General features: G+C 43.1%; 19 protein-coding genes. 12 read left to right on the top strand and 7 right to left on the bottom strand.

The features are described 5' to 3' along the window. Positions 1-7 precede the first annotated feature (7 nt). Both JU57_RS06700 and JU57_RS06695 read left to right on the top strand, forming a co-directional pair. Positions 8-1132: a metallophosphoesterase gene (locus tag JU57_RS06700; protein WP_037958665.1), complete on the top strand. Its 1125-nt coding sequence runs from the start codon at positions 8-10 to the stop codon at positions 1130-1132. After that, the gene (locus tag JU57_RS06695) at positions 1129-1671 is read left to right on the top strand and encodes a hypothetical protein (RefSeq protein ID WP_037958662.1); all 543 of its coding nucleotides are present in this window, start codon (positions 1129-1131) and stop codon (positions 1669-1671) included. Before JU57_RS06700 ends, JU57_RS06695 begins: the two co-directional genes overlap by 4 nt. Here JU57_RS06695 and JU57_RS06690 read toward each other — a convergent pair. Beyond that, complete coding sequence (locus JU57_RS06690) at positions 1650-2273, bottom strand: class I SAM-dependent methyltransferase (RefSeq protein ID WP_037958658.1); 624 nt, start codon at positions 2271-2273, stop codon at positions 1650-1652. The genes JU57_RS06695 and JU57_RS06690 overlap by 22 nt on opposite strands. 224 nt (positions 2274-2497) lie before the next feature. Here JU57_RS06690 and JU57_RS06685 point away from each other — a divergent pair, with 224 nt between their 5' ends. Genes JU57_RS06685 through tsaD form a run of 4 tightly spaced genes read left to right on the top strand, consistent with a single transcriptional unit; the run spans position 2498 to position 7780 of the window. Continuing rightward, complete coding sequence (locus JU57_RS06685; RefSeq protein WP_037958654.1) at positions 2498-3091, top strand: hypothetical protein; 594 nt, start codon at positions 2498-2500, stop codon at positions 3089-3091. Positions 3092-3114: 23 nt separating this feature from the next. Further along, positions 3115-6000 carry a cache domain-containing protein gene (locus tag JU57_RS06680; protein ID WP_037958651.1) on the top strand — a complete coding sequence of 962 codons (2886 nt, stop codon included), beginning with the start codon at positions 3115-3117 and terminating at the stop codon, positions 5998-6000. A gap of 31 nt (positions 6001-6031) precedes the next feature. After that, positions 6032-6778, top strand: coding sequence for a M15 family metallopeptidase (locus tag JU57_RS06675; RefSeq protein WP_037958649.1), 747 nt, complete (start codon positions 6032-6034; stop codon positions 6776-6778). After that, entirely contained in the window at positions 6779-7780 is a 1002-nt protein-coding gene (gene tsaD, locus JU57_RS06670; protein ID WP_037958646.1) for a tRNA (adenosine(37)-N6)-threonylcarbamoyltransferase complex transferase subunit TsaD, read from the top strand. A 19-nt stretch (positions 7781-7799) separates the two neighbouring features. Here the strand turns inward: tsaD and JU57_RS06665 are convergent, their stop codons facing one another. The 3 genes from JU57_RS06665 to JU57_RS06655 are packed head-to-tail and all read right to left on the bottom strand — an operon-like array spanning position 7800 to position 9711. Continuing rightward, positions 7800-8573 carry a UDP-N-acetylmuramate dehydrogenase gene (locus tag JU57_RS06665; protein ID WP_037958644.1) on the bottom strand — a complete coding sequence of 258 codons (774 nt, stop codon included), beginning with the start codon at positions 8571-8573 and terminating at the stop codon, positions 7800-7802. Beyond that, entirely contained in the window at positions 8574-8840 is a 267-nt protein-coding gene (gene fliQ, locus JU57_RS06660) for a flagellar biosynthesis protein FliQ (RefSeq protein ID WP_037958642.1), read from the bottom strand. A 1-nt stretch (position 8841) separates the two neighbouring features. Continuing rightward, positions 8842-9711 (bottom strand): menaquinone biosynthesis family protein, encoded by an 870-nt coding sequence (locus JU57_RS06655; RefSeq protein ID WP_037958639.1) that lies wholly within the window; start codon positions 9709-9711, stop codon positions 8842-8844. Positions 9712-9861: 150 nt separating this feature from the next. Between JU57_RS06655 and recA the strand changes: the two genes are divergently transcribed. The 4 genes from recA to JU57_RS13720 are packed head-to-tail and all read left to right on the top strand — an operon-like array spanning position 9862 to position 13157. Next, a complete protein-coding gene (recA, locus tag JU57_RS06650) occupies positions 9862-10899 on the top strand; it encodes a recombinase RecA (RefSeq protein ID WP_294876440.1) in 1038 nt (345 codons plus the stop codon). Then, entirely contained in the window at positions 10896-12167 is a 1272-nt protein-coding gene (gene eno / locus JU57_RS06645) for a phosphopyruvate hydratase (RefSeq protein ID WP_037958634.1), read from the top strand. Before recA ends, eno begins: the two co-directional genes overlap by 4 nt. Continuing rightward, the gene (locus tag JU57_RS06640; RefSeq protein ID WP_025346251.1) at positions 12164-12436 is read left to right on the top strand and encodes a septum formation initiator; all 273 of its coding nucleotides are present in this window, start codon (positions 12164-12166) and stop codon (positions 12434-12436) included. Before eno ends, JU57_RS06640 begins: the two co-directional genes overlap by 4 nt. Positions 12437-12449: 13 nt before the next feature. After that, entirely contained in the window at positions 12450-13157 is a 708-nt protein-coding gene (locus JU57_RS13720) for an AMIN domain-containing protein (RefSeq protein WP_051906678.1), read from the top strand. A 47-nt stretch (positions 13158-13204) separates the two neighbouring features. On the opposite strand, the gene JU57_RS06630 is transcribed toward JU57_RS13720, so the two are convergent. From JU57_RS06630 to topA, 3 genes are all read right to left on the bottom strand, one after another. Next, the gene (locus tag JU57_RS06630) at positions 13205-14491 is read right to left on the bottom strand and encodes a citrate synthase (protein WP_037958631.1); all 1287 of its coding nucleotides are present in this window, start codon (positions 14489-14491) and stop codon (positions 13205-13207) included. Positions 14492-14631: 140 nt separating this feature from the next. Further along, positions 14632-15477: a biotin synthase gene (locus tag JU57_RS06625; RefSeq protein WP_037958629.1), complete on the bottom strand. Its 846-nt coding sequence runs from the start codon at positions 15475-15477 to the stop codon at positions 14632-14634. Positions 15478-15576: 99 nt separating this feature from the next. Continuing rightward, on the bottom strand, positions 15577-17649 hold the full coding sequence (gene topA / locus JU57_RS06620) for a type I DNA topoisomerase (RefSeq protein WP_294876366.1): 2073 nt from the start codon (positions 17647-17649) through the stop codon (positions 15577-15579). 160 nt (positions 17650-17809) lie between these two features. Between topA and JU57_RS06615 the strand changes: the two genes are divergently transcribed. Both JU57_RS06615 and JU57_RS06610 read left to right on the top strand, forming a co-directional pair. Further along, the gene (locus JU57_RS06615; protein ID WP_037958622.1) at positions 17810-19279 is read left to right on the top strand and encodes a flagellin B; all 1470 of its coding nucleotides are present in this window, start codon (positions 17810-17812) and stop codon (positions 19277-19279) included. Between the two features lie 159 nt (positions 19280-19438). Further along, positions 19439-22222 carry a 6-hydroxymethylpterin diphosphokinase MptE-like protein gene (locus JU57_RS06610; RefSeq protein WP_294876361.1) on the top strand — a complete coding sequence of 928 codons (2784 nt, stop codon included), beginning with the start codon at positions 19439-19441 and terminating at the stop codon, positions 22220-22222.

The raw sequence follows: 22222 nt of genomic DNA, 5'->3' as shown, positions 1-22222 counted from the left end.
ACAAAGCATGTTTCGCCTCTCTTTCGCGTTTGCCGCCATTGCGGTGCTTTCCCTCATTAATTTTTACAGTTACAAGCGCTTTTTAAAGCGCTTGGACCTTTTTGGCAAGCTTCAAGGCGTGATTAAATGGGCGATGATTGCCATGACACTGTGCGAAATCTTTTACTTTGCCGTCCTTCGTTTGGACAATCTTGATCCGATTTTATACCTGCTTTTTTCTGCGATGATCGGTGTTTCGTTTATGCTCTTTTGTGTTGCGATTGTCTACGATCTTTTTCATATTCCTTACGCCAAAATTCCGCACGACTACTCCAGACGCCTGTTTATCAAAATGGTGTTTGACGTCACGATGCTTATTTTGGCATTTTCGTACATCGCTAAAGGGTTTCTCAATGGCATGAAAGCACCTCGTATCAAAGAGGTGGATGTTTTTATTGACGGATTAGCATCGGAATTGAGTCTGGTTCAGATCACCGATTTGCACATCGGTAAAACCCTTGGGAAAGCGTTTATGGACGCGGTGGTGCAGCAGATCAATGCGCTGGATGCCGACATCGTCGTGATCACCGGCGATTTAGTCGATATGCCCGTCAATCAAATTGGCGATAAACTAGACTCCCTTCGCGCCATCGAGAGCCGTTTAGGCGTGTACTATGTGCCGGGAAATCATGAGTATTTTTACGGGGTCAACGCGATTATGGAGCATGTTCGCTCTTTGGGTGTGCACGTGCTTGATAATCGCTCCATCGTTATCAACCATACGATCAACCTTGCCGGCGTGATGGATATGATGGGCAAACGTTTCGATTTTGAGCCGCCTGATCTTGGCAAAGCGCTTTTACATGTAAAGCCAGAATTGCCAACGATTTTGCTTTCTCATCAGCCAAAATTTGTTCATGAGATGAACGGCGAAAAGATCGATCTGATCCTAAGCGGTCACACGCATGGCGGGCAGATTTTCCCTTTTGGACTTTTGGTGCTTTTGGATCAGCCCTATCTCAGTGGTCTGTATCAGCACTCCAAACAGACCCAAATTTTTGTCAGCAATGGGGCAGGTTATTGGGGACCAGCGGTGCGTATTATGGCTCCAAGTGAAATCGTCAAACTCACACTCAAAGTCAAAAAAGCATGAAACAGCTCCTTTTGTTGTTTATCGTTTCGCTTCTGTTTGCAGGCTGCAGTGCCAAGCAAGACGCTTTACATGTAACGCCCAATAACGTCTCCGCACTGACCAATGAGCTGACGCAGTTGAGCGACACAGTGGACTATCAAGAGGCGCGCATGTTTGCGTACGAAGCACTGCTGTATCCGCAGATCTTGGCGGAACGTTATGGGTTGGTTTATCCGCCAACCTTTCATAATTTTTTGATCAACACGGGGCTCAAAGAGCGAGGACTTTGCTACGAGTGGAGCGAAGATATGATCACCCATCTGAAAAATCTCAAATACCACAGTTTTGATCTGCGTTGGGGTGTGGCGAATAAGGGCGAGTTTAACGAACACAACTCCGTCGTCGTGGTTGCCAAAGGAGCGCCGTTTCGAACAGGCATCTTGATCGATCCTTGGCGTCATTCAGGCGTGCTTTACTGGGCAAAGCTAGACGATGATCCTGAGTACAAATGGGTTGAAAATCTTGAGCGAAGTCGTTACTATGGGACGATTGGAGACTGATCAAGCTTTTGTAAAATAATGCGAATGACACTCGCACGTCCGACATGTTTGTCGCCTTCGTTTAAGACGATGACCTCTTGGGCGAGTTTGAGAATTTTGCATGGAAGTGCTTTTGCAATGTCCAAAATATCGTTAAGATCATACAGCAACGCGATATTTTTAGGTCCACCACTTTCAAAATGAATCTGGCTCTCGCTGAAGAGTTCTGCCACAAAATAGCCATGTGGTGCCAGCGCTTCGAGTGATTTTTCAAACAGCATTTTTTGACTCTCTTTGGGCAGATGAAGGTAGGTGCACACCACGGCATCGTAGCGTTGATCGGGCTCCCAATACTCCAAGAGCGTGTGGCGCGTTTTAACAAACACATAGCTTTCTTTCGCCCGTCTGCGCAGTTTGAGCAGGGCGACATCGGAAATATCAAGGGCTTCGACTTCAAGCCCTTTGTCGGCAAGAAAAATGGCATTGCGCCCTTCCCCTTCGCCCAGACACATCACGGTTTTGAGATTTAAAAAGAGGTCGGCATTTTCTTTGATAAAATTATTAGGCGCTTCCCCGTAGATGAAATTTTTTGTTTGAAACTTAGCATTCCAAAATGCTTGCATCCTGCACCTTTGTCATTTTATATACAATTCTTAATACGTCTTTAAAGCAAAGCTCTAAAGACTACGTTAACACTGGGTTTTGCTCGGCAGAATGCCCACGCACCTTTGGTGCTTTTCCTTCGTGCACAATCAATTGTGCACGAACATTCGTGCTACACAATTTAGATCAATGATTTTGTTCTTAAATTGTATTAAAATCGTCGCTAAATAACAAGGAGCAAGCCATGAAATACCCCACTTTTTTTGATACAACAGACTCTATAACGCTCTATGACCCACTTTCTGACGTTTTAGGTGCTTTCGAAGAGGGCAAAATCACGTTTAGCTATGGCGATGTGGTCAAAAGTGCAGGGCACAGCTGCCCGACAATGGCAGGAGCGTATCTGATGGTGCGAGAAGGGCTAAAAGCACTTTATCCTCACGCCCTGCCAGAGCGAGGTGCGGTGAAAGTATTGTTTAAAGAGCGCCAAAATGAAGGCACAACCGGTGTGATCGCCAATGCGTTTTCCCTGATCACGGGGGCAACGGATTCATGGGGATTTAAAGGGCTAGGCGGTGCGTATCGACGTAACGATTTGATGGTTTTTAATGCCGATATTCCTTTACATGTAAGAATCATTCGCGTGGATACCGAAGCTTTTGTGGATGTGGCGTATGAGCCTCAAAACATTGAACAAGACCCACGTTTAGCGCCTTTGATGCAAAAGTTACTCGCAAAAACCTTAAATGAGACGGAAAAAGTGCTTTTTAGGGAGCTATGGCAGGAGAGGGTAGGCAAAATTTTAGAAAATTTTGATAAAGTTATAACCATAAAATAATCCTTATCAGGCTGGAGTGCGCATTGCTGAGCTTAAAGAAACAAAATATTACCAAATGGATTGTTTTTTTGCCAGCGTTTGCCATTTTGCTGACCTTTTCAATTACGTTGATCATTGTGATCACCGCAGAGCGTGCGGAGTATAAAAAATCCCTTGAAAATGAACGCATTGCGTATGTGAAACGTTCCAAAGCGCAAGCGCAAGAGCGCATTGATAAGCTCGTAGAATATATCAATGAAAATGAAAAATTTTTGATGCGTGAAGCCAAAGACGAGATCAAAAATATTGTCAATCTTGCCTATCAAATTATCAACGATATTTACACCGAAAATCCTAATCTTCCCCGTGAACAGATCTTGCAAAAAATTAAAACAAAACTTCGAGACACACGCTTTTTTAGCGATTTGAGTGGGTATTATGTGGTGTTTGGGCTGGATGGAACGTGTGTCATGCACGGTGCCAATAAAGAGTTAGAGGGTAAGAATTTTCTTGATGAGCAAGATGAGAACGGTCGATTTTTTATCAAAGAGGGGATTGAGCGGCTTAAAGCAGAAGAGGCTTTCTCTTTAGTTTACCCTTGGAAAAACCCTCGAGATGAAAATGTACGCACTAAAATAGGCTATGTACGACAGTTTTCTCCTTTAAATATCTATGTCGCCAGTGGTCGGTATGAAGATGAAGTGCGAGAGCGCATCAAAAAAGAGACCCAAAAACTGCTGTTAAATACCAAATACGGTGAATACGGGTATATCTTTGCGTACGACTACGATGGGTACACCATCTCGCATGGTGATCACTCGCTGGTGGGAAAAAACAGACTCAATGTCGTGATTAATGGGCATTCCGTGATCAAAGATATTGTCGAAGGCGGCAAGCGAAATCTTGAGGGGTTTTTCATGACCTATGTCGCCTCTTATCATCCCACCGCAGAGGATCGAAGCAAGATCTCTTTTATTCGTCCTATACCGAATTTTCAGTGGGTTATTGGAACCGGTGTGTATCTTTCCGAAGAGAACAGTGCGCTTTTAGAGCAGGAGCAGCTGCTACGTACAAAAATGCAATCTACTATTATCAATATGCTAGCCGTTTCCCTGATCATTATGCTGCTCGTGATGGGCGTTATGTTTTTCATCTCAACGAAGCTTCGATCCGTACTTTCACGCTATGAAAATCATCTGTTGCTGAGCAACAAACAGATTCGCGAGCAAAAATTGGTGTTTGAGACACTGTACCAAAAGTCTGCCGATGGGATTTGGTTGCTCAAAGAGGGTATTTTTGTCGATTGTAACGAAGCCATTGTGCGCATGTTTAAAGCCAGCGATAAAAAAGAGCTTATCAATGTCACCCTCTCCAACCTCTCTCCTAAATTTCAACCCGACGATCAAAGCTCCTATGAAAAAGCGCTCTGGATGAATGCGTTAGCGTCGCAACAAGGGGTGCATAAATTTGAGTGGCAAGCCAGAGCGTGTGATGGAGCACTCTTTTGGATCAGTGTGATGATGACAACGATTCGCATGGACAAAGGCATGATTCAGCACTGCTCTGTGCGCGATATTACGATGCGTAAAGAGCTTGAGGAAGAGAATAAAAAGCAGAAAAAACTCTTAATCCATCAAGTCGAACACGATACGCTCACGGGGCTTCCCAACCGCAATCTTTTGCAAGACAGACTCACCCAGTCGATCAAAAAAGCGAGTCGTGATCACAAAGTACTTGGCGTGATGTTTGTGGATGTCGATAAATTTAAAAGTGTCAATGATTCGTTGGGGCATGATGCCGGCGATATGCTTTTAAAAACGATTGCAGGACGGATGCAAAGCAGTGTGCGCGAGACCGATACGGTAGCACGTCTGAGCGGAGATGAATTTATCGTCTTGCTCGATGGCTGTAAAGATGTGAGCGATATTTTTATTGCGATTAAAAAACTGGTTGCTGCCTTCCAAGAGCCCTTTTTTCTGGGGGATGAGAGCTTTAAAATCACGATGAGTATAGGGGTGAGTGTCTATCCCAATGATGGTGAAACAGCGAGTAAGCTTCTTAAAAATGCAGATATTGCGATGTACAAAGCCAAATCCAAAGGGCGTAATCGCTACGTCTTTTTTGACCAAGAGATGAACCAAGAGACCAATGAGCATCTTGAAGTGGAGAAAAGTTTACAAAAAGCGTTGGCAAACAATGAATTTGTGGTGTTTTACCAGCCCCAAGTCAACCTTCAAACGGAGCAAATTGTTGGCTTTGAAGCATTGATACGGTGGAATCACCCTACCCGCGGTTTAACGGCTCCTGGGTATTTTATTCATGTGGCTGAAGAGAGCGAATTGATCGTTGAGATTGGAAATTGGGTGATCACTGAGGTGATGCGTCAGCTCAAAGTATGGTACGACAGAGGACTCAATCCTGGCAAAATTGCCATTAATATTGCAGGAAAACAGCTTGAATCTACAGGTTTGGTTGCGTTTATGATTCAAAGTTTGCGTGAGAATGGGTGCAAGCCTGAGTGGATTGAGATGGAGATTGTGGAGCGGTTTATTATGAAAGATACCAGCAAATCCATCGCCCTTTTAAAGCGTTTTCGAGAACTGGGAGTAGACATCTCCATCGATGATTTTGGAACAGGACACTCTTCGTTGGCGTACCTGAAACAGCTTCCGATTACCAAGCTTAAAATCGATCAAAGTTTTGTGCAAAATTTGGAAGAGAGCGGGGCAGATCGCGCGATTGCACGCACCATTATTGAACTGGGTCGTGGGCTTGGTCTTAAGGTGCTTGCAGAAGGGGTGGAGACAAAAGGGCAAAAAGAGTTTATTTACAGCAGTGGGTGCGAATTGATGCAAGGGTACCTCTTTAGCAAACCGATCCCTGCGCACGATGTCGAGCTCTTATTGCAAAATCAAGCGCACATGTTATAATCACATAGAATAATGAATAGATAGGGCAACGATGATACGAAGAGATTTTTTAGGAGTGATGGGCGCCACGCTTGTAGGCAGTCTTGCGCAAGCAGATGAGCTCAAGCATCCTGATATTTGGATTCAAAATGAACACAAAGCTACCTTTGAATCCATCATCCAAAAACTGGATAAGGTGGAACACACCGTTGGGTATGCCAACTTCAACCTAATCTCTTTTGATGAAACCCTTAAAATCGCTAAAAATTTCTCTAAAATTGGTGCCTTCACGCCTGCTGAAATTGCGTATATGGAGGAAGTTTTTTACACTGATCCTGTGATCTATGGCTTTTACGGTAAGCGTACGGTTGCGCATTTAAGCGATACGATTGAAGAGAAAGATGTGATCAAGATAGAAGGTACGGGGCATTATGTTTACCGTGACATCTCTCAAGAGCTTTTGCTTCGTTTGATGAAAGATATTGGACCGACCCTTGTTTTAACCTCAGGTGTGCGCAGTGTGATCAAACAGATGAGTCTTCATTTGGACAAAATCAAACGAGAAAATGGCAACATCACCATGGCATCGCGCTCACTTGTTCCACCAGGCTTCTCTTACCACTCTGTGGGCGATTTTGACGTGGGGAAAAAGGGGTGGGGACATCAAAATTTTACGGCGAATTTTGCCCGTACGGAGGAGTTTTGGAATTTGCAAAAACTCTCCTATGTCTCAACACGCTACACCATCGGCAATGGCGATGGTGTCAGATTTGAGCCGTGGCACGTGAAGATTGTCTAGATGATTTTAAGCATTGAAAGCAGCTGCGATGATAGCTCAATTGCCATTACAAGACTTAGTGATAAACAGCTTCTGTTTCATAAAAAAATCTCCCAAGATGCAGAACATGCCCAGTACGGTGGCGTGGTTCCTGAACTGGCTGCCCGTCTGCATGCGGTAACACTGCCCAAGATACTGGAAGAGGCAAAGCCTTATTTTAACGAGCTCAAAGCCATTGCGGTCACGAACGAGCCGGGACTCTCCGTGACACTCGTTGAGGGTGTCAGTATGGCAAAAGCGCTCAGTGTTGCACTGGATCTGCCACTGTTGGGCATTAACCATCTTAAAGGGCATATCTGCTCTTTGTTTATCGAGGCTGAAACACTGTTCCCAATGGATGTTTTACTGGTCTCTGGCGGACACACACAGCTTTTACATGTAAAGAGTTTGGAAGAGATAACACTGCTTGCCACAACGATGGATGACAGCTTTGGCGAGAGTTTTGACAAAGTCGGCAAAATGCTGGGACTACCGTATCCTGCAGGCGCTATCATCGAAAGCTATGCCAAAAGAGGCGATGCCAAACGGTTTGATTTTACGATTCCACTGCAAGGCACCTCTTCGTCGTTGCTTGCCTTTAGCTATTCAGGGCTTAAAAACCAAGTGAGACTCTGCATTGAAGCACACGGAAATTTGGATGAGCAAACTCTTTGCGACATCTGTGCTTCGTTTCAACGCGTCGCGGTGGCACATCTGATGCAAAAGATCAAAAAAGCGTATAAAGAGCGCAACGTAGAACATTTTGGTGTCGTTGGAGGGGCGAGTGCCAATCTCTACTTACGCCGTGAACTTGAAGCTTTTTGCGCCTCCAAAAAAGCCAAACTGCACACCGCGAAGATGGAATTTTGCTCCGATAATGCCGCGATGATAGGACGCTGTGCTGTGGAAGCCTATCATAAAGGCGCTTTTGTTACCGTCGCCGATTTGAAAGTGCGTAGTTCATCGAAAGATATTTTTTATTAAACAAGCTTTACATGTAACGCTAGAGAATCATAATCTCTTCTTCTAGTACGACTTCAAAGCGCTTTAAAACTGCTTCTTTTACCGATGCAATCAGCTCGCTCGCTTGCTCATACGTTCCGCCTCCAAGATTGACCAAGAAGTTGGCGTGCACAGGGCTAAACATCATCGCACCAACTTTTTTGCCTTTAAATCCTGCCTCTTCGATGAGTTTGCCAGCATAGTGTCCCACAGGGTTTTTGAAACAGCTTCCGGCACTGGGCTCTTTGGGTTGATTGTCGCGCATTTGTTTGAACATTGCTAGCAGATTTTCATCAAAACCCTTTTTACATGTAAAGGTGGCTTCATAGACAATGCCCTCTAGTTTAGCGAAGCGGTAGCCGTGCTCTATCTGTGATTTTGGAATCCAGCCTTGTTCGGTTCGAATCGCGATGAGGTGGTTGAAAATTTCCCACTCTTTGAGTCCTGCGTTCATCGCGACCATGCCTCCTAGCGTGCCGGGGAGTTTTTGCATCAGCTCGAAGCCCGAGAGATCGTGTTTTTTAGCAAACGAGAGCATCTTTCCACTGGGCGTCGCACCGCCTACATGTAAACTGTTTTCTTCTAAACGAATGAAGTCAAAACATTTGTCTAGCATCGCAAGGGGTGGCGGTGTAGGGCTTATCAGAAGGTTGTTTGCACCTCCAATCAGGCGGTAGCCCAAAGGCAGAGGCATCAGAGAATCTAGCAGTAAAACATCGAGGGTTGGACCAATTTTGATGCTTGAATAGGTCGAAAAATTAACAGATTTTGTCATTTAAAAGATAAACGAAGGGATCATATCAATCATGCGAGTGGTAAACTCGATCATCATGTTCATCATCCACGGCATGGTCAAAATGGCAACGACAATGGTGATAAGAATTTTGGGTACAAAGCTCAGCGTGGATTCATTGATTTGCGTTACGGCTTGAAAAATACTAATCGCCAGACCTGCAACAAGTCCTGCCATTAGCATCGGCATAGAAAGAAGCAGGGCTATTTTAAACGTTTCAACGCCAAGACCAATGAGTTTTGCTTCCATATCAGCTATTCCTCAACGCGGTGTATTCTTTGGGAATAAGATAGTCACGTGCCTTGATGGATTGGTCGTAAAAGCCATGTTTAAAGCCGATCTCAAAGAGCGTGTCAATCGCTTGGTACTGAAGATCGTTCATCTCGATGGAGTGTTCGTTGGCATAAAGTCCAAGGTATTTTTTCAATGTTGCTTGGTCGACTCGAACGAGGTTTCGCTCAAGCAACATTTTAGAGAGAAGCCCTTGGTGCGTGTGTGCCACATCTACGGCTTGAATGAGTGCGTATTCACAGACAATCGCTCGCGAAATGGGCATCGAACGACGAAGCGCCATACCGCCAAGTGGCAACGGAAGCTCCTCTTTACACAGCTCTTTCCAGATGTCCCAGAGTTCTCGCTCTACGACCAGTTCATCGCTAAAATTGAGGATACTCTCATGAATCAAAACCCCCGCGTCCACTTCGCCTTCCAGTACCGCTTGCTCGATCTCTAAAAAGTTTTTATAGACGATGCGCGCTTCAGGATAGGCGATTTTAAATAAAAGCGCATTGGTCGTATGGGTTCCACTCAGAGCGACTTTAAAATTGCGTTTGAGTTTAGTCTCTTTTTGCTTCACCAGTTTGGGACCATAGCCTTCTCCAAAGCTAACCGCCGTGCGTAACAGTGCGTATTCACTGCGAATTTTAGGGTAAAGCGCAAAGCTAATCGCGGTGATGTCATAACTGTTTTTCAGCGCTTCCACATTGAGTGTTTCAATGTCTAAAGCGAGGTTTTCAAAGGTCACATCAGGAGTGCTCACCCAGCCAAATTTAATGGCATAATACATAAAAATATCATCAGCATCGGGCGAATGTGCTACAGTTAAGGTTTTCAAAAGCATCCTTGCAAAAGAGTTAGGATTATTCTAACATATTCCATATTGAAATATTTTGAACCGCTTTTGCAAAAATCGTATAGAATTGCTTCAAAGGGCTTTTTCAAGCTCAAAATGATAAAATAATAACACTATAAAAGAGGTAGTACAATGCAAATCGATGAAAATAAGAGAAAAGCACTTGATCTTGCGATCAAACAGATCGACAAAGCGTTTGGAAAAGGGGCACTGGTAAGATTAGGCGATAAAGTGGTTGAACCCATTGCCTCTATTAGCACGGGTTCGATTGGACTGGATCTTGCCCTTGGCATTGGTGGTATTCCACAAGGTCGTATTATTGAGATTTATGGACCAGAGAGTTCAGGAAAAACGACATTATCGCTTCAAATCATTGCAGAAGCGCAATCAAAAGGAAGTATTTGTGCGTTTGTGGATGCTGAACATGCGCTGGATGTGAAATATGCAGGCAATTTGGGCGTAGACATCGAGAACCTTTTGGTTTCGCAACCCGATTTTGGTGAACAAGCCCTTGATATTGTGGAGACACTCGCACGCAGTGGCGCGGTAGATGTGATCGTTATCGACTCCGTAGCGGCATTGACCCCGAAGAGTGAGATTGAAGGCGATATGGGCGATTCGCACATGGGCGTTCAAGCAAGACTCATGAGTCAAGCCCTTCGCAAACTCACCGCAGTCGTGCATAAAATGAATACGACGGTTATTTTTATCAACCAAATTCGTATGAAAATCGGCACGATGGGCTATGGCTCACCTGAAACAACCACCGGTGGAAATGCGCTTAAATTTTACGCTTCGGTGCGTATTGATGTCCGTAAAATCGCGACGTTGAAGCAAGGTGAAGAGCAGATTGGTAACAGAGTCAAAGCCAAAGTTATTAAAAATAAAGTAGCCCCTCCGTTTCGTCAAGCAGAGTTTGATATTATGTTCGGCGAAGGTATTTCAAAAGAGGGCGAAATGGTCGATTACGGTGTCAAGTTGGACATCATCGATAAAAGCGGCGCTTGGTTTAGTTACAATGAGACAAAATTGGGGCAAGGTCGCGAGAATGTAAAAGCATTTTTAAAAGAGAATAAAGAGCTAGCGTTAGAAATTGAAGAGAAAATCAAACAAGCAATCGGTGGTAATGCGATGGTTATGACGTGTGGTGCCGATGAGATAAAGGAAGATGAATGATCTATATCGAAGATATTGCAGCAGACGAAGTACTCGATAGTCGTGGCAATCCAACGGTACGCGCCAAAGTAACCCTAAGCGATGGAACCGTTGCCACTGCAATCGTACCCAGTGGTGCAAGTACGGGCAAACGAGAAGCGTTAGAATTAAGAGATAGTGACAGTCGCTATATGGGCAAAGGTGTCCTTAAAGCGTGTGAAAATGTGAATACAGAAATTTCAGATGAACTCATTGGCCTTAGTCCCTTTAATCAAGCGTTGATCGATGAGACGATGAAAAATCTTGATGGAACGGAAAATTATGGACGCTTAGGTGCCAATGCCGTCCTTGGTGTCTCTATGGCGGTTGCACGCGCATCTGCTATGAGCCTTGGCATTCCGCTCTACCGTTACCTTGGTGGAAGCAATGCGATGACACTTCCAACACCTATGTTTAACATCATCAATGGTGGAAGCCACGCGAATAACAGCGTTGATTTTCAAGAGTACATGATTATGCCGCTTAATTTTGAGAATTTTTCTGAAGCACTTAGATCGTGTGTTGAAGTCTATCATCAGTTGAAAAAAATCATTGCAGGCATGGGTGAGAGCACAGCGCTTGGTGATGAGGGTGGTTTTGCACCAAACCTCAAAGACAATGAAGAACCGATTAAAGTGATTATGCAAGCGATTGAAAAAGCGGGGTATAAACCGGGCATTGATATTGCCATTGCACTGGATGTTGCCAGTAGTGAGCTTGTGTGCGAGGGTGGTTATAAGCTTGATTCTGAAAAAAGAACGCTGAGCAGTGCTGAGCTGGTTGCTTACTATGAGAACCTTTGCGTAAAATACCCGATTGTTTCGATCGAAGATGGATTGAGTGAAGATGACTGGGATGGCTGGAAACTTCTAACCGAAAAATTGGGTTCAAAAATTCAATTGGTTGGTGACGATCTCTTTGTAACGAATGAGAAAATCTTAGGCGAAGGTATTGCGAAAGGCATTGGTAATGCCATTTTGATTAAACCCAATCAAATTGGAACGGTAAGTGAAACCATGCGAACCGTCCGTCTTGCACAACGTAACAACTACAAATGTGTGATGAGTCATAGAAGTGGTGAGAGCGAAGATGCGTTTATCGCTGATTTTGCGGTAGCGCTTAACACCGGTGAAATCAAAACAGGTGCAACAGCCAGAGGTGAACGAACCGCTAAATACAACCGCTTATTAGAGATCGATAAAGAGCTTGAATTGGGTGAGTACATAGGAAAACAACTCTTTGCTCAATGAGTGATGTTTTAGACGAATTTGACGATGAAGCCGAAGAGAGCGGAAGATCTGCTCTCTTTTATCTCAAAATTTTATCGTTAGTGGTTTTGGTTGTTGGCTTTGGATTGTATATCGGAGATGTTCTGTTTGGAAAAAGCTCACTCGATGTGCTTTTAAATCTCCAAGCCGACAAAGACACGTTAACTTCAAAAATCAAAAGTCTCAAAGATGAGAACGCTGTGTTACAAAAAGAGTACTTTGAATTGCGACAATTGGACCCTGATCGATAATTAAGGAGAGCAGATGCAGAAGATTCTTTGGCTTTTTCTATCTCTTGCAATGATATTAGAGGCGAGAGAAAATCCTTTTGAGACAAGCATGTCTCCTCAAACGGTAGGGAAAACCACGCAAATTAAAGACGAATTAACAGACTTCAAAAGTACCACACTCACCCTTCCTAGTAGTGCACGTATTTTAAAAAGTGCTTCGGTGACCTTTCAAAATTTAGATGGATCTATCAGTGAAGAGATTGTTGCGGTTGAGCAGAATGTTGATTGGCATTTACCGCTTCTATTAAGTCAAAAAACCGAAACCAATGCGTCTAAACCGAGTGTACCAGTTGTGACACCCCCGTCAATTGAGAAAAAAGATCTTCCCCCTGCACCGCTTCTTAAAGAAGAAAAACCCACAACAAAGGTTAGTGCAAACACTGGTAACACCTTTAAGTTAAATGAAGATCTCTCCTTTTTTATCCATCAAAACGAGATCACTATTTTTACCAAAGAGAGTAAAATCCGAGATTTTCTCATTGCGGATCCTTATAAAGTCGTGATTGATTTTAAAAAAGTCAATGCGTATGGAACGAAAAATTTAGTGTTTAACCAAGCGCCTTTTGTCTCTGCAACACTGGGAAGTCACGATGGATTTTACCGCATTGCACTCTTACTCGATGGGCATTATCGTTATGATTTGCAAGCATTTAATGGTGGATATATCGTTAAATTGAAGTAGGAAAAAGGTCTTACATGTAAGGACAAATCCTTACATGTAAACGGGTGTTAGAGATCGTATTTAGGCGTACGCTCAAGCGGTCCAAGATAGTGTTGGCGAGGACGTGCAATCTTCATATCGGGTTGTTCTTTCAGTTCAAGCCATTGTGCGATCCACCCAGGTGTTCGCCCAATCACAAAGATCACGGCAAACATCTCTTTAGGGATTTTAAGCGCTTGCAAAATAAGCCCTGAATAAAAGTCGATATTGGGGTAGAGTTTACGTTTGATGAAGTACTCATCATTGAGCGCAATCTCTTCAATTCGGTGTGCCACTTCCATCAATTCGCTGTTGATAGAGAGATCATTGACCAACTGTTTTTGAAGATTTTTCAAAATCGTTGCACGTGGGTCAAAGTTTTTATAGACTCTATGACCAAAGCCCATCAATCTAAATGGATCATTAGGATCTTTCGCTTTTGCGATATATTTATCCACATTTTCAACACTGCCAATGAGCTCAAGTTGACGAATCACCGACTCGTTAGCGCCTCCATGCGCTCTTCCCCAAAGAGCACCAATACCCGCTGAAATGGCCGCATACGGATGTGCATGCGTCGATGCGACGACACGAACAGCGGTGGTCGAAGCATTTTGCTCATGGTCTGCATGCAGGGTAAAGATCGTATCCAGTGCTTTGACTTCAATTGGTTTGAGGTCAATATGGTGATGAGGATAGCCTCGGATCATGTATAAAAAGTTCTCCGTAAAGCCTTTGTCTAAGTCAGGATAGATAATCGGCAAACCTTGAGAATAGCGGTATGAAAAAGCCGCTATCGTTGGTATTTTTGCAATGATGCGGTGTGCCATCTCTTTGGCTTGATCGGGTGAGTCCATATCGAGGTGATCAAAATAGAAGGTTGAAAGCGCTGAAACTGCCGCGGAGAGAATCGCCATTGGATGGGCATTATCAGGAAACGCATCAAAGAGTTTACGCATACTTTCATGAATAAAAGAGCGCTTTTTAAGCTCTAGTAAAAAGTTTTTATACTCATCTTTATTGGGAAGCTCTTTATGCAGCAGTAAAAAAGCGGTATCTAAAAACGACTTTTTAGTTGCCAAATAGGCGATGTCGTAACCGCGGTACATCAACTTACCAAGGTCCCCATCAATGTAGGTAATCCGTGACCTACAGCTTGCCGTAGAGGTAAAGCCGCGATCAAGCGTAAACATCCCTGTGTTACCATAGAATGTAGAAATATCTACAACATCAGGTCCTAGTGTTGACTTAAGGATCGGAAATTCATACTCTGTGCCCGTACGATTGTCGATAAGGGTAACGGTCTCTTTACTCATAGGCATCCTTTATTCGTAATAAAATAGTATATCAAATTTTGTTTTGCATGCTTCATAAATTGTAAGCGTTATTATATTAGAGAGAAGAATAGTATAGAAGTTAGTTTGAAAGTTTTAGGTAGAGCGTAGCAGTACATCTGCTACGCGTGACAGCTTATCGCAATGTCGTATCCTAATCGTGTGATCATCTCGCGATCTTTTTTAGGAAGCTCACCTTTGGTGGTCAGATAGTCACCAATCACAATAGCATCAGCACCTGCTGCAAATATATCGCAATCAGGGCTTACAAACGTAGTCTCTCGCCCTCCTGCAACCATCAGTCTGGTGTTTGGCAGCGCTGCTCTTACTTGGGTAATAATGTCTAACGCTTCTGCTTCACTCAGTGGGTTGGCTTTGAGGGGAAGTGCGGGGTTTTGGATGTAAAAATTCAGTGGCATCGTCTCAGGGTTCAGTGATTTGACACTTTGTATAAACGAAGCGCGATCTTCTTTGCTTTCACCTAAACCAAAGATGCCACCACTGCACAAGAAGAGCCCTGATTCTTTTACATGTAAACAGGTTTCATACCGACTTTCCCATGTATGCGTCGTGCAGATCGCCTTATAAAACGCTTGAGAGCTCTCAAGGTTGTGGTTGTACGAGTTGACGCCAGCTTCTTTAAGGGCGCGAAGTTGCTCAACATTTGCCATACCATTACAGGCAATGAGGTGAATCTCAGGTAGAACTGAGCGTACAGCGCGTGCCGCTTCGCAGACAAAGGAGAGTTTTTTCTCATCCAATCCCAGACCTGAGGTGACGAGGCAAAATCCTAAAGCGCCATTGCTTGCAGCACTTTGTGCTTCAAAGACAATTTGCTCTACGGGTTTATATTTGTAACGTTCAATATCGGCATGATGGTGCGCACTTTGCGTGCAAAATCCACAATCCTCGGCGCAGCTTCCACTGGAGATATTGCAAATAGAACATAAAAAAATTGATTTTTTCATAGGTGAAGATTCCTTACATGTAAAGTTTAGACTGCGTACCAATGAGGTTGCACGCAGTCAAGCACCAAGGGTGCGTGGGGGTTTATCTTTGAAAACGGCTTACGCGTCAACTTTGTGTTTGCATTTGATACATTCAAAAATCTCTTTTTTACGCAACTCTCGTTTTGCCATAATGTAGCCGCATTCAGGGCATTTTTTCTCTGTTGGTTCGTGGTTAGAGATAAATTTACATTTTGGATAGTTACCGCAACCAAAGAATTTACCTCTGCGAGAACTGCGCTCTAAGATCGGTCCTCCGCATTCTGGACAAGGAACGGCAAGGGTTATTTTCTCCTTAGGAGCACTTTCACTCACTTTTTTAAGGTTTTGGGTGTATTTACATGTAGGATAGGTACTGCATGCGATAAACTCTCCAAAACGCCCTTTGCGTCTGACGAGTTCTTTACCACACTCTGGACACATTTCACCCGTAAAAACGACCACTTTTTGGCTTTCGATGTCCGTTTTGCCTTTGGCGACTTGTGCTTCAAAAGGCTCATAAAATTCCCATAAAATCGCCTGCCAATCCTCTTTGTCTTCCGCAATGAGGTCGAGTCTCTCTTCCATGTTAGAGGTAAACGAGGAGTCAACGATTTGGGGGAAATGCTTTTCTAAAAGCTCGGTCACTTGAAAGGCAATTTCGGTGGGAATGATCTGCTTTTTCTCAATCGTAATGTAATCACGCGCCGTTAAAACCGAGATGGTGGGTGCATAGGTTGAGGGACGACCAATGCCAAGACCTTCTAGTTTTTTAATGAGACTCGCTTCTGAGTAGCGTGATGGGGGCTCGGTAAAGTGCTGATTCGCATCAATTTTAGAGAGTTTAACCTCTTGTCCAAGGGCGAGATCTGGCAAAAGCTTATCTTTGTCATTATCGCCATACACTTTATAGAAACCATCAAAAAGGAGCTTGCGACCGCTGGCTTTGAACTTTCCACTGTTGCTTTCAAACATCAGCGTTTGGGATTCAAAACGTGCATTGTTCATTTGAGACGCTAAAAAGCGGTTGTAGATCAGTGTATAGAGTTTGAGCTCATCGGGTTTGAGATACTCTTGTGCAATTTTAGGGGTAAACTCTAAAATGGTCGGACGAATCGCTTCGTGCGCCTCTTGGGCACTTTTAGATTTGTTGGCATAAAAACGTGGTTTTTCAGGCAGATACGCATCGCCATAGTTTTGTTTGATCTGATCACGCGCCGCTTCGATTGCCTCTTTGGAGATGTTCAAAGAGTCGGTTCGCATATACGTAATGACACCCATAACCCCTTGATGCGTCTTGACACCTTCGTACAAGGTTTGCGCGATCATCATACTTTTTTTAGGCGAAAATCCTAAACTACTGGAGGCACTTTGTTGAAGCGTGGATGTCATAAAAGCAGGACTTGGGGAACTTTCACGCTCTTTTTTCTCTAAGAGGGCTACTTTAAACGCTTCTTTAAGCAGTTTTTCTTTGATCGCGTGGGCACGCTCACCATTGCTGATCGTCATTTTATCGATTTTTTCACCTTCAAACTCGACCAAAGAGGATTCAATGGTTGTGTTAAACAGCGCATCGATACTCCAAAACTCTTCGGCAACAAACGCTCTTATCTCTTTTTCACGATCGACGATGATTTTAAGGCTGGACGATTGAACGCGCCCTGCACTAAGTCCTTTTTGGATTTTGGAAGAGAGGAGTGGAGAGAGCTTGTAGCCCACGATGCGATCTAGCAAGCGCCTTGCTTGTTGGGCATTGATACTGCTTACATCTAAAACCCTAGGATTTTCAAGTGCATGCGTGATCGCCGTTTTGGTAATCTCATGAAAAACGATGCGTGGAAGCGACTGAGGGTCTTTACCAATGGCAGTAGCGATATGAAAACCAATCGCCTCACCCTCGCGGTCCTCATCGGTCGCGATATAGACTTGATCCGCAACTTTGGCAAGATCTTTGATCTCTTTAACCACCACCGCATGATCTTTGGGGATGCGGTACTCTGGGGTAAAGGTTTGGTTGTCGATCTTGATGCCAAAACTGCTTTTGGGAAGATCGCGGATATGTCCTTTGGAAGCAACAACAGTATACTCTTTACCTAAAAAATTCTTAATCGTTTTTGCTTTAGTCGGGGATTCGACAATAATGAGATTTTTCAATTCTTTTCCATCTTTACATGTAAACATTTTTGTGTATTCTATCTAAAAAAAATCTTTTTAAAAATAGCAGGTGATGTTAAAGTTTTTTTGTCAGACTCCGATCTTGTTTTCATCAAAGGCAAGGACGCCCGCGAAATACCTAAAGATAAAAGGATTTATCATGAGTTTCCGTATTAACACAAACGTTGCAGCGCTTGCTGCGCAAACCAGCCTTAACAAAACAAGTAACAGTTTGAGCGATTCACTCGCTAAATTGTCTTCAGGTTTGAGAATCAACTCTGCAGCTGATGATGCATCAGGTATGTCCATTGCTGACTCTCTTCGTTCACAAGCTAATTCTCTTAGCCAAGCAATCTCTAATGCGAACGATGGTGTATCTATCGCTCAAATTGCGGATGGTGCGATGGATGAGCAAATTAGCATTCTTGATACCATCAAAACCAAAGCAACCCAAGCGGCGCAAGATGGTCAAAGTACAAGTTCTCGTAAAGCCCTTCAATCAGACATCGCTTCTTTGATGGAAGAACTTGACAACATCGCTTCTACCACTTCGTACAACGGTAAAAGCTTGCTTTCAGGTAACTTTACGAACGCGGAGTTCCAAATCGGTGCGTATGCGAACCAAACCATCAGTATGAGTATCGGTGCAACGAGTTCTGATAAAATCGGTCAAACGCGTTTTGAAACGACTGAGATGATGACTGGTACGGGTAAAGTGACGATGACCTTCTCATCAGCATCGGGTGCAGACATTACGCTTTCTTCCGTTGTTATCAGTACCAGTGCAGGAACAGGTGTAGGTGCATTGGCGGCTGAGATCAATAAAAGTACCGATGCAACAGGTGTCAGTGCAAGTTGGAGTTTGACACAAACAGGTACTGCTGCGGTTACTTCAGGTACGACAGGTACGATCACGATTAATGGTGTTACGATTGCCTCTTCTCTTGATGTTAAAGCGAACGATAGTAGCGGTACGCTAGTTGATGCGATCAATCAATACTCTGCAACAACGGGTGTAAGTGCTAGCGTCAACTCTGAGGGTGCCTTAGAGCTTACCTCAAGCGATGGTCGTGCGATAGACGTCGCAGGACTTACTGCGCAAGGTCATGTTGCCGATAGTACCTATGCGGGTCGTTTAACATTGACAAAATCAGGTGCAGCTGATATTAATTATTCTACTACAATAACTGGATCTGTCACTGTTGATACTTCTGCAAACCAAAAAAGTGTTGGTCTTAAAGATATGATGGGTACGATCAGCTCTGCTGTGGCTGAAGCTATGGGTGCCTTTACCAATAGCAATGCTGTTGGGGCAGGCGATGATATCGGTGCGGGTGTTACAACGTATGCAGGCGCACAAGCGATGATCAAAATTGCTCAAACAGCACAAGAGTCACTTGATAGCATTCGTGCAAATATCGGTTCTGTTCAAAATCAATTGGAATCAACGATCAGTAACATCTCTGTAACTCAAGTAAACGTTACATCCGCGGAATCTCAAATCCGTGACGTTGACTTTGCAACAGAATCTGCTAACTACTCAAAATATAACATTCTTGCGCAATCAGGAAGTTATGCGTTGAGTCAAGCAAACGCTGCTCAACAAAACGTTATGACATTGTTACAATAGTAACAGTGCCTAAGGTTGCGTAGCGGCTTTAGATACGTTCAGGGGTTGGTGAGGTAACTCACTAACCCCTTTTTTTATGCTTTATCGGCATGGTTTTTGCTTTAATGCGTTAGGTATGCACGATAGGGGTTTTATCCATTATTATAACAAAGGGTTTGAATGTCTTTTTACGAAATTAATTTTTCAGCTTTGCAACAGATCAATCCACTGTTTGCTTCGATGTTGCCTTTAGAAGAGACGCCCCTTCATTACGAAGTTTTCATGGATGAAAATAGCATAGAGAGTCTCAACCTTGTGCATACAACGTTGTTTAAACCACTTTATGACACCGCTCCTAACGTAGCGATTGCTGCGCAAATGGCTTCTTTTGAAGTATTTCAAGAGTACCCCTATTTCTATTTTTTTGGTTTAGGAAATGGTGTGTTGTTGAAATATTTACTCTCAAATCAGCGTCTTAAACGCATTGTAGTCATTGAACCTGATCCTCAGATTGCTTATATTGTGTTGCATATGATTGATTTTACACAAGAGATACGTGAAGGACGTTTGGTGATCTTAGCGCAAGATCAACTGGATTTTCCATCCATTGCGCCACTCTTTAAAGAACTTGAGCAACAGCGGTATGCTAAAGTGTACTATTTACATGTAATGACTCCTTTTTATGAGGAGTTTAACGAATTGATTCATCGTAGCAATCATCTGTTTATCGAAACTATCCATCATGCCGTTGTCTTGGCTGGGAATGATACGACAGATGCCTTGATCGGACTTAAACATCATATGACCAATCTTCCCTCCATTCCACATACCCCACCTCTTTTTGACCTAATCAAAAAAGTAGGTACGACGGATGTTGCTGTGCTTGTATCCACGGGTCCTTCGCTTGCAAAACAACTTCCTCATCTTAAAAAAATTGCTCCGTATGTGCGGATATTTGCCGTCGATGCGAGTTTACCGATCTTAAGCAAACATGGGATTAAGCCCGATGTTGTTACCTCAATAGAACGCGTGGCGCTTACCAGTCGTTTTTTTCAAGAGACGCCCAAAGAGGCAATGAAGGGTGTCATAACGGTGCTTAGTTCATTGCAACATGCTGAAGTGATCGACAGTGTGCACAGTAGCGATGTGATCATCAGTTTGCGCCCTTTAGGCTATATGCGCGTCACAGGGCCTAAAGAGTGGGGATACATTGGCATCGGTATGAGTGCTGCGAATATGGCGTATGAACTCATTTTTCATAGTCATTTTAAAACGTGCATTCTTATCGGGCAAGATTTGGCGTATGGAAAGGATGGTAAAAGCCATGCGAGTGGACATGTCTTTGGTGAAGATAATGTCAAACAGAGCGAGATTGATGGCTGGACCGTGGCATACGGTGGAGAAGGCAAAGTTAAGACAACAGCAATTTGGAATATGTTTCGAGGATTTTTTGAAAAAGATATTGCTGAAGCCAAAGCACGCATGGAGACGATCAATGCCACCGAAGGCGGAGCACGTATTTTTGGGGCTATTGAGCTTCCTTTTGAAAAAGCACTCTCTTTACATGTAAAACAAAAAAGTCCAAAAAGGGCTGTAAAACTTTCTCACGTTTCTCCAAAAGACATTGTGGCGATTACCCAAAATGTCGTGGATAAAGTCACGTCCATCGAGGCATATCTTCACGCAACACAACATGAGGTGGAAACGCTTTTTTTAAAAGTAGCACACACATGTGATTCCTTAGAGGCTAAGCACGAAGTGACTACGGAGACGATGCGCGATTTATTGGAAGCCATTGAAGAAATAAGAGCGAAGCGTAAAGAGGAGATTTTTGATCAAGTGATCTGGCATATTGCTCAGTCTATGATGCTGGTTCAAGAGATCACGATCGCACCAATCGAAGTGCGGTATGCCCCTGATGAAGCATCACACTATCAAAAGATGGTTGATCTTCTCTCTGTGTACAAAGGATGGCTTTTTTCATTGGCAGGGTGTATTGATGCTATTGTTAAAACGATGGATTATGGTAAAGGGCGAGCCTTGATTCATACGGTGCATGAAATCGATGTTTGGTTTAATGATACAAAAATCGATACGATTACATGTAAAGAGATGAAAGCTCACAATGGGCGTGTTTTTGATGCCGATATGCGAGGGATTTTATACGATGTTCCTGATGAATATGTTGGGAAATCTGATAGGATTATGTTTACGCGAGCAGATACACAGGAAATACTACCTTCTGCTTTTGTTCATGTAGTCGATCGTGAAGATAAACATTATTTAGAATATACGTTTTATGATAGCCTTGGAGCGCCTATTGATGTCGCAAAAATGAAAGATCTCTATTGTAAAGATACTATAGGATTTGCAGCAGTTAAGAAAAATCTTGAAGATAAAGAATTTATTGCGTTCATTCATCGTATTGCAAATAAATATGATCTATGTATCAATGCGTGCTGTTTAAATGAGATGGATATGCAATTAGCACAAACAATTTTTTCAAATGTAAGAAATGTCAAATTTGTTCTCGTAGGATCCATATATAAAATGGTTCAATATATGGATATTTATCTGCATAATGTTCAAAAAGAGACCCCTGAGTTAGTGTCAATCATACAAAAATACTGTAGCCATATTTTCACAATGGTCTTTAATAAAACGTATAAAAAGATGAAAATTAAAGCCTTAAATGAACAAATCAAAAAGACGGGACATCCATTATTGAGTCATCCTGAATATTTCGGATTTAGTCAATCTGAAATTCAAGAGAATAACTTTAATTATTTTAACATTTTTGAATATCATGCCTTAGCACTCTGCAAAACTTCAAATCTTTTTAACGATGAGGTGCTGTATTTTGATTATTTAGTTGATTATAAATTAAAATACCTTCTTACGAATGAAAAGTATAAAGCTTTTTGTATTGAATATTTGCAAAAATATCTTGTACGCTATGGATAA

Origin of the sequence: Sulfurospirillum sp. SCADC, from assembly GCF_000743525.1 — a bacterium.
Classification (GTDB): Bacteria; Campylobacterota; Campylobacteria; order Campylobacterales; family Sulfurospirillaceae; genus Sulfurospirillum.
The sequence above is the reverse complement of the archived record's forward strand: the minus strand, read 5'-3'. Positions and strand labels throughout refer to the sequence as shown.

Bases quoted from the DNA above. Each gene is read 5' to 3' on its own strand.
- fliQ (WP_037958642.1), bottom strand. From the start codon at position 8,840: ATGGAAGCAAAACTCATTGGTCTTGGCGTTGAAACGTTTAAAATAGCC.
- JU57_RS06690 (WP_037958658.1), bottom strand. From the start codon at position 2,273: ATGCAAGCATTTTGGAATGCTAAGTTTCAAACAAAAAATTTCATCTAC.
- JU57_RS06640 (WP_025346251.1), top strand. From the start codon at position 12,164: ATGAGTGATGTTTTAGACGAATTTGACGATGAAGCCGAAGAGAGCGGA.
- eno (WP_037958634.1), top strand. From the start codon at position 10,896: ATGATCTATATCGAAGATATTGCAGCAGACGAAGTACTCGATAGTCGT.
- JU57_RS06685 (WP_037958654.1), top strand. From the start codon at position 2,498: ATGAAATACCCCACTTTTTTTGATACAACAGACTCTATAACGCTCTAT.
- JU57_RS06625 (WP_037958629.1), bottom strand. From the start codon at position 15,477: ATGAAAAAATCAATTTTTTTATGTTCTATTTGCAATATCTCCAGTGGA.
- JU57_RS06615 (WP_037958622.1), top strand. From the start codon at position 17,810: ATGAGTTTCCGTATTAACACAAACGTTGCAGCGCTTGCTGCGCAAACC.
- JU57_RS06610 (WP_294876361.1), top strand. From the start codon at position 19,439: ATGTCTTTTTACGAAATTAATTTTTCAGCTTTGCAACAGATCAATCCA.
- tsaD (WP_037958646.1), top strand. From the start codon at position 6,779: ATGATTTTAAGCATTGAAAGCAGCTGCGATGATAGCTCAATTGCCATT.
- JU57_RS06675 (WP_037958649.1), top strand. From the start codon at position 6,032: ATGATACGAAGAGATTTTTTAGGAGTGATGGGCGCCACGCTTGTAGGC.
- JU57_RS06700 (WP_037958665.1), top strand. From the start codon at position 8: ATGTTTCGCCTCTCTTTCGCGTTTGCCGCCATTGCGGTGCTTTCCCTC.
- JU57_RS06630 (WP_037958631.1), bottom strand. From the start codon at position 14,491: ATGAGTAAAGAGACCGTTACCCTTATCGACAATCGTACGGGCACAGAG.
- JU57_RS13720 (WP_051906678.1), top strand. From the start codon at position 12,450: ATGCAGAAGATTCTTTGGCTTTTTCTATCTCTTGCAATGATATTAGAG.
- JU57_RS06655 (WP_037958639.1), bottom strand. From the start codon at position 9,711: ATGCTTTTGAAAACCTTAACTGTAGCACATTCGCCCGATGCTGATGAT.
- JU57_RS06695 (WP_037958662.1), top strand. From the start codon at position 1,129: ATGAAACAGCTCCTTTTGTTGTTTATCGTTTCGCTTCTGTTTGCAGGC.
- JU57_RS06665 (WP_037958644.1), bottom strand. From the start codon at position 8,573: ATGACAAAATCTGTTAATTTTTCGACCTATTCAAGCATCAAAATTGGT.